Here is a 12,331-nt window from a genome sequence, read left to right as displayed (position 1 = left end):
CCTCACCCCTCACACGCCCCCCGCTCAACCTCCGGAGGACCCCGTGCCAGAACTGCCCGAGGTCGAGGTCGTCCGGCGCGGCCTGGAGCGCTGGGTGGCGCACCGCACCGTCGCCGACGTCGAGGTCCTCCACCCCCGGGCGATCCGTCGGCACCTGGCCGGCCCGGAGGACTTCGCGCACCGGCTCAAGGGGCGTCGCATCGGCGAGCCCAGCCGGCGCGGGAAGTACCTGTGGCTGCCCGTGGAGGACACCGGGATCGCCGTCCTCGCGCACCTCGGGATGAGTGGCCAGCTGCTCGTGCAGCCGCATGACGCGGCCGACGAGAAGCACCTCAGGATCCGTGTCCGCTTCGCGGACGACCTCGCCACCGAACTGCGCTTCGTCGACCAACGCACCTTCGGGGGACTGTCGTTGCACGACACCACCCCCGACGGTCTGCCGGACGTCATCGCGCACATCGCCCGCGACCCCCTCGACCCGCAGTTCGACGCCGAGGCCTTCCACCAGGCGCTGCGGCGGAAGCGCACGACGATCAAACGCGCCCTGCTCGACCAGTCGTTGATCAGCGGGGTCGGCAACATCTACGCGGACGAGGCGCTCTGGCGGGCGAAGATCCACTACGAACGCCCCACCGCCGGTTTCACCCGTCCCCGCACCACCGAACTCCTGGGCCATGTACGGGACGTGATGAACGCCGCCCTCTCGGTGGGCGGCACGAGCTTCGACAGCCTCTACGTCAACGTGAACGGTGAGTCGGGGTACTTCGACCGGTCGTTGGACGCCTACGGCCGCGAGGGGCTGCCCTGCCGCCGCTGTGCCACGCCGATGCGGCGGCGGCCGTGGATGAACCGGTCCAGCTACTTCTGCCCCACGTGTCAGCGGGCGCCGCGCGCCGCGTCGTAACGCTCGCGGGACCGGAGGACCTCCTCCATGCGGTCCTCCACACAGGTGATGAGGGACAGCAGGCGCTCGGAGACCTCGCGGCCGAGCGGCGTGAGGGTGTAGTCGACGCGGGGCGGGTTGGTGGGCTGTGCGTCGCGGTGGACGAGGCCGTCGCGCTCCAGGGCGTGCAGGGTCTGGGAGAGCATCTTCTCGCTGACGCCGTCCACGCGGCGGCGCAGCTCGTTGAAGCGGAGCGAGCTCTCATGCAGCGCGCCCATGGTGAGCACGCCCCAGCGGCCCGTGACGTGCTCCAGGGTGCCCCGTGAGGGACAGTTCCTGGCGAACACGTCGAAGGCCAGCCCGTCGACGTCCATGGCGTGCGTGCCCACGGCATCCGTACCCGCGGCCGCCCGCATGGGCGTCACGCTCGTCTGCGCGGCTGATTCCATACGCACGAGGATACTCCCGCACAGCGCTAGCCAGAAGATTGCACTAACTGCTGGTTAGCGCCGGGGGCGGGGAGGAGTGGCCGGGCAGACGGGTGTCACCTGTCCTAGTAGCCGAAGTCCTGCGTCCACCACGGTCCGCCGTCGCCCAGGTGGACGCCGACTCCGAGGGTCTTGAAGTCGCAGTTCAGGATGTTCGCCCGGTGGCCGGGGCTGTTCATCCAGGCTTCCATGACCGCTTCGGCGGTGGCCTGGCCGCGGGCGATGTTCTCGCCGCCGAGGCCGGTGATCCCGAGGGCGGCCGCACGGTCCCACGGGTCGGAGCCGTCGGGGTCGGTGTGGTCGAAGAACCCGCGCAGGGCCATGTCCGCGCTGAACGTCTCGGCCAGCTTCGCCAGGTCGCTGTTGGCCGCCACCGGCTGGCAGCCGGCCTTGGCCCGCTCCTCGTTGACGAGCAGGAGGACCGCGGCCTCGGCCTGGGTCTCGGAGGAGAGCTCCGCCGGAGAAGTGGTGTCCTTCTCCTTGCCCTTCTCCTTCTCCTTGGTGGGCTTGTCGGACGGCGTCCTGGTCTTCTGGGAGCCGGAGCCCTTGTCCGCCTCTTCGGCGGGCTTCTTCTCCTCGGACGGGGGCGTCGACGGGGCCGGGGTGTTCGACGGGGAGGCCGCGCGCTCGGCGTCACGGCTGGTGGACTCGTCCTCGCGCTGGCCCTGCGCGGCGCCGTCCGTGCCGCCCTGCTGGGTCGCCGCACCCGTCGGCGAGCCCGCGGGCACCACCGTCTCGTTGGCGTTGCCCCCGCTGATCGTGTACTGGTCGCCGCCCGGCAGCACACCGGTGGCCACCGCGACGGTGCCGAGGGCGACGGCGGCGGAGACCCCGAGGAGACCGGTCTTCACAGGCGTCACGGTCTTCTTCTTGCGGCGGCGCGAACCGCCCCGCGAGGCGGCCTGGGCGTCGGCCTCCAGGAACGCGGCGAACCCGTACAGGTTCTCCGGGCCGTAGTGCGGCTCCTCGGGGACGAAGCCCCTGTCAGTGACCCCGGCGGCGCGGCCCCCCCTGGCGGCGCGGCCGGCGGCGGAGCGTCGGTGGCGTCCCATGTCTTGGCCTTCCTCGTCCTTGCGGTCCTGCGGTCAACGTTGGGGAGTTCGTCAACGTTGTGTTCGTCGTCTTCACGAATCCCACACGAAGGAGTGAGTTTCATATGAGATTCATTGGGTGGGGACGGTACAGCATGGCGCCAGGGGAGGGAGAGACCCAGGAGACATTGGCCCGTTAGCGTGCGGTCATGAGCGAGGATGTACGGCTGGTCGCCTGGGTGCGTGGACGGGTGCAAGGTGTGGGTTTCCGCTGGTTCACCCGGGCCAGGGCCCTGGAGATCGGGGGCCTGAGTGGTTTTGCTCTCAATTTGGCCGACGGGCGGGTGCAGGTGGTCGCCGAGGGGCCGCGTGAGGCGTGCCAGGGGCTCCTGGAGTGGCTCCAGGGGGACGACACGCCCGGGTGCGTGGTGGGTGTGACCGAGATCTGGGACACACCGCGAGGGGGGTACGAGGGCTTCGCCATCCGCTGATCGCTCCGCCGGAACAAAAAGCGTGAGAGCGGAGGGGAGCGCCACCGGCATATGCCAGAAGCATGCACAAACCAGAAATGTGCAGGTGATTGCCAAGACGGGTTGGCCATGGCAGGCTCCGAAGAGAGGATGATCCCCTCGCTCCGCCGGCCAGGAGAGGTCCCGGAATCGCCGCAGCGTCGCCCGATCGGGGCCGCGCGGCAGTGGGGTGCCCGCCAATGCCGGGCGTGATCGTGTTGACCGTCAAACTTTTTGGTGAGACGCTAAAAGCAACCCCGCGCACCTTAGCTGTTTGGCATGAAGACGGCAGCAAAAACTCAACAGTGCCAAGCAAGGCGGGTGCGATTCCCTCACGACCCACACCGCTTCGGTCGGTCACTCAGTGTGGAGGACCATCCATCATGGCAAAGGCGCTTCTCGGTTACGTCGGCGGCTCCGACCCGCGACTCCTCGCCGAGATGCGACGGCTCCAGCAGCGTGTCCAGGACCTGGAATCCGAGCTCGGACGCATCCAGGCGGAGAACGACGCGCTGACGGCTGCCGCTTCTCACGACTCGCTCATGGAGCTCGACGCACGCCAGGCGGAGCCTGCGCTCACCTGATCACTGCATCGCACCACGACAGACAGCAGTGGTTGGGCTGCCAGTATCAACCGCTAAGTTGTCAGATCTGCAAGGGACGCCTTCTCTAGAGGCGTCCCTTCTTTCTGTCCCCGAGCCCCGCTTCCCCGCCTCGGCCCCCGACCCACCTCACCCTCTTTAACGTCTGATGTGCCCTGCACGTTCATGGGCGAAACCGCGCGTTCATGGAGTGAGACAAGGCCGGAAGGTAGAGTCCAGCGCCGTGCACCTCAAGGCCCTGACCCTCCGGGGGTTCAAATCGTTCGCTTCGGCGACCACGCTCCGGTTCGAACCGGGCATCACGTGTGTCGTCGGGCCCAACGGTTCGGGCAAGTCCAACGTCGTGGACGCGCTCAGCTGGGTCATGGGCGAACAGGGCGCCAAGTCGCTGCGCGGCGGCAAGATGGAGGACGTCATCTTCGCCGGCACCACCGGGCGTCCCCCGCTCGGCCGCGCGGAGGTCTCGCTGACCATCGACAACTCCGACGGGGCCCTCCCCATCGAGTACTCCGAGGTCACGATCACGCGGATCATGTTCCGCAACGGCGGCAGCGAGTACCAGATCAACGGCGACACCTGCCGTCTCCTCGATATCCAGGACCTGCTCTCCGACTCCGGCATCGGCCGCGAGATGCACGTCATCGTCGGCCAGGGCCAGCTCGACTCCGTCCTGCACGCCGACCCCATGGGGCGCCGCGCCTTCATCGAGGAGGCCGCCGGCGTCCTCAAGCACCGCAAGCGCAAGGAGAAGGCCCTGCGGAAACTGGACGCCATGCAGGCCAACCTGGCCCGCGTCCAGGACCTCACCGACGAACTCCGCCGCCAGCTCAAGCCGCTGGGCCGCCAGGCCGCCGTCGCCCGCCGGGCCGCCGTCATCCAGGCCGACCTGCGCGACGCACGCCTGCGCCTGCTCGCCGACGATCTCGTACGCCTCCACGCCGCGCTCCGCACGGAGGTCGCCGACGAGGCCGCGCTGAAGCAGCGCAAGGAGGCCGCCGAGACGGAACTGAAGAAGGCGCTCCAGCGGGAGGCCCACCTGGAGGGCGAGGTGCGCCGGCTGGCCCCGCGCCTCCAGCGCGCCCAGGAGACCTGGTACGAACTGTCACAGCTCGCCGAACGGGTGCGCGGCACGATCTCCCTGGCCGATGCCCGGGTCAAGAGCGCCACCTCGGCGCCCCCCGAGGAGCGGCGCGGCCGTGACCCGGAGGACATGGAGCGCGAGGCCGCCCGTATCCGCGAACAGGAGGCCGAACTCGAAGCGGCCCTGGAGGCCGCCGAGCGTGCCCTGGAGGACACGGTCGAGCACCGAGCCGACCTGGAACGGCAACTCGTGGTCGAGGAACGCCGGCTGAAGGACGTCGCCCGCTCCATCGCCGATCGCCGCGAGAGCCTCGCCCGGCTGAACGGCCAGGTCAACGCCGCACGCTCCCGCGCGGCCTCCGCGCAGTCCGAGATCGACCGCCTCGCCGCCGCCCGCGACGAGGCGCGGGAACGTGCCGCCGCCGCCCAGGAGGAGTACGAGGCGCTCAAGGCCGAGGTCGACACCCTCGACGCCGACGACTCGGACCTGGCCGAACAGCACGACGCCGCGAAGCGCGCCCTGGCCGAGGCCGAGACCGCCCTCACCGCCGCCCGCGAGGCCACGACCACGGCCGAACGCCGCCGGGCCGCCACCCAGGCCCGCCACGAGGCCCTCGCCCTGGGCCTGCGCCGCAAGGACGGCACGGGCGCGCTGCTCGCCGCGAAGGACCGGCTCGGGGGGTTGCTGGGTCCGGCCGCCGAGCTCCTGACGGTGACCCCGGGGCACGAGGTCGCCCTGGCGGCGGCCTTCGGCACGGCCGCCGACGCGATCGCCGTGACCAGCCCGGCCTCCGCAGCCGAGGCCATCCGCCTGCTGCGCAAACAGGACGCGGGCCGGGCGGCCCTGCTGCTGGCGGGGGCGCCCGAAGACCTGACCTCCGCCTCCCCAAGGGGCGCGGGGAACGGCGCGACCAGCCACGACGGACCCACGGACGAAAGGCGACCCCTCCCGGCATCCCCTCCCGCATACTTCGCCGCGGACCTGGTCCGTGCTCCTTCCGACCTCACCCCCGCCGTCCGCCGCCTCCTCCACCGCATCGTCGTCGTGGACACCCTCGAAGACGCCGAGGCCCTCGTCTACGCGCGCCCGGACCTCACCGCGGTCACCGCCGAAGGCGACCTGCTCGGGGCCCACCTCGCCCACGGCGGCTCGGCCGGGGCACCGAGCCTGCTGGAGGTGCAGGCCGCCGTCGACGAGGCGGCGGCCGAGCTGGAGGAACTGGCCGTACGGTGCGAGGAGTTGGCCGAGGCTCAGGAGAGCGCCGTCGAGCTGCGCCGGGAACGGGCCGGGCTCGTGGAGGAGCTGGGGGAGCGGCGCCGGGCGGGCGAGCGGGAGAAGTCCGCCGTCGCCCAGCAGCTCGGGCGGCTGGCCGGGCAGGCGCGGGGCGCCGCCGGGGAGGCCGAGCGGTCCACGGCCGCCGCCGCACGCGCCCAGGAGGCGCTCGACAATGCCGTACAGGATGCCGAGGAGCTGGCCGAACGGCTCGCGGTGGCCGAGGAGATGCCCGTCGAGGAGGAGCCGGACACCTTCGTACGGGACCGGCTCGCGGCGGACGGGGCCAACGCGCGGCAGACCGAGATGGAGGCCCGGCTCCAGGTGCGGACGCACGAGGAGCGGGTCAAGGGGCTCGCGGGGCGCGCGGACTCACTCGACCGGGCCGCGCGCGCCGAGCGTGAGGCGCGGGCGCGGGCCGAACAGCGCAGGGCGCGGCTGCGGCACGAGGCGGCCGTGGCCGAGGCCGTCGCCTCCGGCGCCCGGCAGTTGCTCCGCCACGTCGAGGTCTCCCTCGGGCGCGCGGACCAGGAACGCACCGCCGCCGACTCGGCCAGGGCACGCCGCGAGCAGGAGCTCGCGCAGGCCCGTGACCAGGGGCGCGGCCTCAAGGCGGAGCTGGACAAGCTGACCGACTCCGTCCACCGGGGCGAGGTGCTCGGCGCCGAGAAGCGGATGCGGATCGAGCAGCTGGAGACCAAGGCGCTGGAGGAGCTGGGCGTCGAACCGGAGGGGCTGATCGCGGAGTACGGGCCCGACCAGCTCGTACCGCCGTCGCCGCCGGCTGAGGGGGAGGAGCTGCCGGAGGACCCGGAGCATCCCCGCAACCAGCCGAAGACGTTCCACCGGGCCGAGCAGGAGAAGCGGCTCAAGGCGGCCGAGCGGGCGTACCAGCAGCTCGGCAAGGTCAATCCGCTGGCGCTGGAGGAGTTCGCGGCGCTGGAGGAGCGGCACAAGTTCCTCAGCGAGCAGTTGGAGGACCTGAAGAAGACCCGCGCCGATCTGCTGCAGGTGGTGAAGGAGGTCGACGAGCGGGTCGAGCAGGTCTTCACCGAGGCGTACTGGGACACCGCGCGGGAGTTCGAGGGCGTGTTCGGTCGGCTCTTCCCGGGCGGCGAGGGACGGCTGATCCTCACCGACCCGGACAACATGCTCACCACCGGCATCGACGTCGAGGCCCGGCCGCCGGGCAAGAAGGTCAAGCGGCTGTCGCTGCTCTCGGGCGGGGAGCGGTCGCTGACCGCCGTCGCCATGCTGGTGTCGATCTTCAAGGCGCGGCCCAGCCCGTTCTATGTGATGGACGAGGTCGAGGCGGCGCTCGACGACACCAACCTCCAACGGCTGATCCGGATCATGCAGGAGCTGCAGGAGGCGTCGCAGCTGATCGTGATCACCCACCAGAAGCGGACCATGGAGGTCGCCGACGCGCTGTACGGCGTGTCGATGCAGGGCGACGGTGTCTCGAAGGTGATCAGCCAGCGGTTGCGTTAGGCGATTCCGAGCGCGGGTAGGCGGGGCTGGTCCAGCAGATCATCAGGCCCGTTCCCCCGACATCGGCGACGTGCCCGCCGAGGAGTACAGACGTGACCAGCACAGCGCAGCCCAGGGCAGGAGCTCGCGGCGCCCAGCCCGACCATCTCTCGCACGTGATCTTCATCGCGGCGGCGGCCGCGATGGGCGGTTTCCTCTTCGGTTACGACAGCGCCGTGATCAACGGCGCCGTCGAAGCCATCCGGCACCGCTACGACATCGGCTCCACGGCCCTGGCACAGGTCATCGCCGTCGCCCTCATCGGCTGTGCCGTCGGCGCGGCCACGGCGGGCCGGATCGCCGACCGCATCGGCCGTATCCGGTGCATGCAGATCGCGGCCGCCCTCTTCACGGTCAGCGCCGTCGGTTCCGCGCTCCCGTTCGCGCTCTGGGACCTCGCCTTCTGGCGGATCGTCGGCGGCTTCGCCATCGGCATGGCGTCCGTCATCGGCCCCGCCTACATCGCCGAAGTCGCCCCGCCCGCCTACCGGGGACGGCTCGGCTCCTTCCAGCAGGCCGCGATCGTCGTCGGCATCGCCGTCTCCCAGCTCGTCAACTGGGGCATCCTGAACGCCGCCGACGGTGACCAGCGCGGAGAGCTGTTCGGCCTGGAGGCCTGGCAGATCATGCTCGGCGTCATGGTCGTCCCCGCCGTGCTCTACGGCCTGCTCTCCTTCGCGATCCCCGAGTCCCCGCGCTTCCTGATCTCCGTCGGCAGGCGCGAGCGCGCCCGTGAGGTCCTCGCCGAGGTCGAGGGCGAGGACGTCGACCTCGACGCCCGGGTCGCCGAGATCGAGTCGGCCATGAACAGCGAGCACAAGTCGACCTTCAAGGACCTGCTCGGCGGCAGCTTCCTCTTCAAGCCGATCGTCTGGATCGGCATCGGCCTGTCGGTCTTCCAGCAGTTCGTCGGCATCAACGTCGCCTTCTACTATTCCGCGACGCTGTGGCAGTCCGTGGGCGTCGACCCGAGCGAGTCGTTCTTCTACTCCTTCACGACCTCGATCATCAACATCGTCGGCACCGTCATCGCGATGATCTTCGTCGACCGGATCGGCCGCAAGCCGCTCGCCCTCATCGGCTCCGTCGGCATGGTCGTCGGCCTCGCCCTGGAGGCCTGGGCCTTCTCCTACGACCTCGTCGACGGCAAGCTCCCCGCCACCCAGGGCTGGGTCGCCCTGATCGCCGCCCACGTCTTCGTCCTCTTCTTCGCCCTCTCCTGGGGTGTCGTCGTCTGGGTCATGCTCGGCGAGATGTTCCCGAACAGGCTCCGTGCCGCCGCCCTCGGTGTCGCCGCCTCCGCCCAGTGGATCGCCAACTGGGCCATCACCGCGAGTTTCCCGTCCCTGGCGGACTGGAACCTCTCCGTGACGTACGTGATCTACACGGTCTTCGCCGCGCTCTCCATCCCGTTCGTCCTGAAGTTCGTCAAGGAGACGAAGGGCAAGGCGCTGGAGGAGATGGGCTAGCCGGTACCCGGTACCCCACCGCCGTCCCGGCCCGACCGCCGAGCGGGCCGGGGCAGCGGTTCGCCGGGGTGGACGAACGTCACCCGGCGAGGCGCGGCAGCACCCGCTCGGCAAACAGGCGCAGGCCCCGCCACCCCTCCTCGACCGGCATCCCGCCGGCCAGCGGATGCAGCACGTAGTTGTCCAGGCCCAGCGCCACGCACTCGTCCGGTGTGACGATCCGGTACACGCCCTCCGCGCGCAGCTCCGCCACCGTCGACGCCCCCGACCGCACGGCCGACCGGATGCCGGCCGACTGCCAGGAGGCGTACGTCCGGGCCTCGTGCAGGAAGTGCCCGCCGTACTCGGCCCACGCCCGGTCCGGATCCTCCGCCACGTGCAGCAGCGGCGTCTCGGCGGCCGGCATCATCGTCCAGCCCTCGGTGCCGTACTCGACGAGCCTCTCTTTGTAGTACGACTCCAGCTCCGGCAGATGTGCGCTCGGGAAGAAGGGGAGCCCCAAGCGGGCCGCCCGGCGGGCCGCCGCCTTCGAGGAACCGCCGACCAGCAGCAGCGGGTGCGGCTCGGTGCCCGGACGCGGGGTGACCCGGACCGTGCGCCCCTGGTAGGTGAACGGCTCACCCGTCCACGCCCGGAGCAGCGTCTCCAGCACCTCGTCCTGGAGCCTGCCGCGCTCCTTCCAGTCCACGTCGAACTGCGCGTACTCCTCCGGCCGGTACCCGATCCCGGCCACGGTCACCAGCCGCCCGCCGCTCACCAGATCCAGTACGGCGATGTCCTCCGCCAGCCGCAGCGGTTCGTGCAGCGGCCCGATCATCGCCGACACGGTGACGGCGATCCGCCGCGTCGCTCCGAACACCGCCCCCGCGAAGACGAACGGCGACGGCAGCCAGTTGTTCTCGACCCCGTGGTGCTCCTCCGTCTGCACGGTGCTGATGCCCTGCTCGTCGGCGTACGCGGCCATCTCGACGGCGGCCCGGTAGCGGGCCCGGAGCGAGGCGGGCGTGGCGCCGGGCTCGACCAGGTTGAAACGGACGACCGTGACGGGCATGGGACCCCCTTCGGGCGGCTGTGATGGGGGACGTTAGCTGACGGTGCGTCAGGTAGCCAGGGGTGCGGAAGGGCCGTGTCCCCCCGTACGGCGATCGAACGCCTCGGGGGGTGGTCCCGCATACTGGTCCCGTTATGGAACTCATCCTTGCTGTAGTCATCGCCGTGGTCGTGCTCGGCGTGCTGGGCGGGCTCGTCGTAGGCAGCCGCAGGAAGAAGCCGCTGCCCCCGGCGCCCCCCACGACACCCGACATCACCGCCCCTCCGGCCGAGCCGCATGTCGGCGACGAGGCCGAGACACCGCGCGACGAACCGCGCCGGACGATCGAGGAGGTGGATCTCCCGGACGGTTCGGCGTCGGCGCCCGTGGCCGTCGAGGAACCGCCCGCCGCCCCCGAGATCGAGATCCCCGAGCCGACCGCCGGCCGACTGGTGCGGCTGCGCGCCCGGCTCTCCCGCTCGCAGAACGCGCTGGGCAAGGGGCTGCTGACGCTGCTCTCGCGCGAGCACCTCGACGACGACACCTGGGAGGAGATCGAGGACACGCTGCTCACCGCCGACGTCGGCGTCCAGCCCACCCAGGAGCTGGTCGAACGGCTGCGTGAGCGCGTGAAGGTCCTCGGCACCCGCACTCCGGCGGAGCTGCGCACCCTGCTGCGCGAGGAGCTGCTGAAGATCCTCGTCCCGGAGTTCGACCGCGCGGTCCACACCGAATCGCCGCTCGACACCCCGGGCATCGTGATGGTCGTCGGCGTCAACGGCACCGGCAAGACCACGACCACCGGCAAGCTCGCCCGTGTCCTCGTCGCCGACGGCAAGAACGTCGTCCTCGGCGCCGCCGACACCTTCCGCGCAGCCGCCGCCGACCAGCTCCAGACCTGGGGCGAGCGCGTCGGTGCCCGTACCGTGCGCGGTCCCGAGGGCGGCGACCCGGCGTCCATCGCCTTCGACGCCGTGAAGGAGGGCATCGAGGAGGGCGCCGATGTCGTCCTCATCGACACCGCCGGCCGGCTGCACACCAAGACCGGCCTGATGGACGAGCTCGGCAAGGTCAAGCGCGTCGTCGAGAAGCACGCGCCGCTGGACGAGATCCTCCTCGTCCTCGACGCCACCACCGGTCAGAACGGTCTGGTCCAGGCGCGGGTCTTCGCGGAGGTCGTCGACATCACCGGCATCGTCCTCACCAAGCTGGACGGCACCGCCAAGGGCGGCATCGTGATCGCCGTGCAGCGCGAGCTGGGTGTGCCCGTCAAGCTCGTCGGTCTGGGAGAGGGAGCGGACGACCTGGCGCCGTTCGAGCCGGAAGCGTTCGTGGATGCGCTTATCGGCGAGTAGCAGGCTGGACCACCTCCGAACATCCGTAGGTGGTATGGAGAAGCGCCCGCCCCCAAGGTGCAGTCGGGGACGGGCGCTTCGCTGTGTAGGGACGAGGGCCGGGGTCAGGACCGGGACCGGTGGGCCACGTAGGCCAGGGTGCCCAGCAACAGCCGCGCGGCCGGTGGCCTGGTCGCCGAGTCGAGCGCGGGGGAGCGGAGCCAGCGGACCGGGCCGAGGCCGCCGCGGTCGGACGGCGGGGCGGTGACGTGGGTGCCGGGGCCGAGGCCGCGCAGGTCCAGGGCGGAGGGGTCGTCCCAGCCCATGCGGTAGAGCAGGGAGGGCAGCTCGGCGGCGGTGTCGGGGGCGACGAAGAAGTGGGCGCGGCCCTCGGGGGTGGCGATCACGGGGCCGAGGGGGAGGCCCATGCGTTCCAGGCGGACCAGCGCGTGCCGCCCGGCCGACTCGGCGACCTCGATCACGTCGAAGGACCGTCCCACCGGCAGCATCACGGAGGCGCCGGGGAACTCGGCCCAGGCCTCGGTCACCTCGTCGAGCGTCGCTCCGGCGCGGACGGGCGGCGCGAAGCCGAGGGGGTGTGCGCCGGGCGCGGGGCAGGTGGTCCTGCCGCACGAGCACGCACCCGAGGCCGTCCGTGCGCCGGGGACGACGTCCCATCCCCAGAGGCCGGTGAACTCGGCCACGGCCGTGCACTCCGAGGAACGGCCGCGTCGACGCGTGCCGGAGCGCATCTCCCGGATGCCGCCGATCGTGAAGCCCATGCCCCCTCCAACGGGTCCAGCGCGCGGGTGGTTACGCGACGGAGTCGGAATGCGACGCTCTGCTTCCGCGCGGGCGGCGCGCTACCGCACCCCGGGTGGTGCGGTCGCCGACGCGCGCCCCTGAATGCATCGCTCCGCCCACTCCGGACCGTCATGTGTCAAGTGAATCGCGGACGGGCCACCGTTAGTTCATTCGAAGGGGTGGCGAATGGTGGCGTTTCTGGAATCGCCGTGGCCGGACGCGTGATCGTAGGATTACTTTGAGTGCACGGGGTCTGGGGATGCATGCGCTCGTGGGTATGCCGGAGGCAAGTCGTCTT

Annotated in this window: 10 protein-coding genes; 6 read left to right on the top strand and 4 right to left on the bottom strand. The window is 71.1% G+C overall.

All coding sequences use genetic code 11. The annotated features are described in order from the left end of the window. Nucleotides 1–43 precede the first annotated feature (43 nt). Nucleotides 44–904 carry a bifunctional DNA-formamidopyrimidine glycosylase/DNA-(apurinic or apyrimidinic site) lyase gene (gene mutM / locus P1P70_RS09325; RefSeq protein ID WP_319236122.1) on the top strand — a complete coding sequence of 287 codons (861 nt, stop codon included), beginning with the start codon at nucleotides 44–46 and terminating at the stop codon, nucleotides 902–904. Here mutM and P1P70_RS09320 read toward each other — a convergent pair. Together P1P70_RS09320 and P1P70_RS09315 are read right to left on the bottom strand one after the other, a co-directional pair. Further along, nucleotides 877–1,299: a winged helix-turn-helix transcriptional regulator gene (locus tag P1P70_RS09320; protein WP_413471444.1), complete on the bottom strand. Its 423-nt coding sequence runs from the start codon at nucleotides 1,297–1,299 to the stop codon at nucleotides 877–879. The two genes, mutM and P1P70_RS09320, sit on opposite strands and share 28 nt — an antisense overlap. 137 nt (nucleotides 1,300–1,436) lie before the next feature. Next, on the bottom strand, nucleotides 1,437–2,423 hold the full coding sequence (locus P1P70_RS09315) for a CAP domain-containing protein (protein WP_319236117.1): 987 nt from the start codon (nucleotides 2,421–2,423) through the stop codon (nucleotides 1,437–1,439). A gap of 188 nt (nucleotides 2,424–2,611) precedes the next feature. Here P1P70_RS09315 and P1P70_RS09310 point away from each other — a divergent pair, with 188 nt between their 5' ends. From P1P70_RS09310 to P1P70_RS09295, 4 genes are all read left to right on the top strand, one after another. After that, a complete protein-coding gene (locus P1P70_RS09310; RefSeq protein ID WP_319236115.1) occupies nucleotides 2,612–2,893 on the top strand; it encodes an acylphosphatase in 282 nt (93 codons plus the stop codon). A 401-nt stretch (nucleotides 2,894–3,294) separates the two neighbouring features. Beyond that, nucleotides 3,295–3,495, top strand: a complete 201-nt coding sequence (locus tag P1P70_RS09305) for a hypothetical protein (protein ID WP_005479841.1) — start codon at nucleotides 3,295–3,297, stop codon at nucleotides 3,493–3,495. A gap of 241 nt (nucleotides 3,496–3,736) precedes the next feature. Continuing rightward, nucleotides 3,737–7,357, top strand: a complete 3,621-nt coding sequence (gene smc, locus P1P70_RS09300; RefSeq protein ID WP_319236113.1) for a chromosome segregation protein SMC — start codon at nucleotides 3,737–3,739, stop codon at nucleotides 7,355–7,357. A 92-nt stretch (nucleotides 7,358–7,449) separates the two neighbouring features. After that, entirely contained in the window at nucleotides 7,450–8,865 is a 1,416-nt protein-coding gene (locus tag P1P70_RS09295) for a sugar porter family MFS transporter (RefSeq protein WP_319236112.1), read from the top strand. A 79-nt stretch (nucleotides 8,866–8,944) separates the two neighbouring features. Here P1P70_RS09295 and P1P70_RS09290 read toward each other — a convergent pair whose 3' ends face one another. Beyond that, nucleotides 8,945–9,916 (bottom strand): LLM class flavin-dependent oxidoreductase, encoded by a 972-nt coding sequence (locus tag P1P70_RS09290; protein ID WP_319236111.1) that lies wholly within the window; start codon nucleotides 9,914–9,916, stop codon nucleotides 8,945–8,947. 134 nt (nucleotides 9,917–10,050) lie between these two features. Between P1P70_RS09290 and ftsY the strand changes: the two genes are divergently transcribed. Then, complete coding sequence (ftsY, locus tag P1P70_RS09285) at nucleotides 10,051–11,250, top strand: signal recognition particle-docking protein FtsY (protein ID WP_319236109.1); 1,200 nt, start codon at nucleotides 10,051–10,053, stop codon at nucleotides 11,248–11,250. A 104-nt stretch (nucleotides 11,251–11,354) separates the two neighbouring features. Here ftsY and P1P70_RS09280 read toward each other — a convergent pair whose 3' ends face one another. Continuing rightward, the gene (locus P1P70_RS09280) at nucleotides 11,355–12,011 is read right to left on the bottom strand and encodes a bifunctional DNA primase/polymerase (RefSeq protein WP_319236107.1); all 657 of its coding nucleotides are present in this window, start codon (nucleotides 12,009–12,011) and stop codon (nucleotides 11,355–11,357) included. Between the last annotated feature and the right edge of the window lie 320 nt (nucleotides 12,012–12,331).

Source organism: Streptomyces sp. MB09-02B (genome assembly GCF_033794485.1).
In the GTDB taxonomy this organism is placed as follows: Bacteria; Actinomycetota; Actinomycetes; order Streptomycetales; family Streptomycetaceae; genus Streptomyces.
This window is presented reverse-complemented; position numbering and strand designations above follow the sequence as displayed.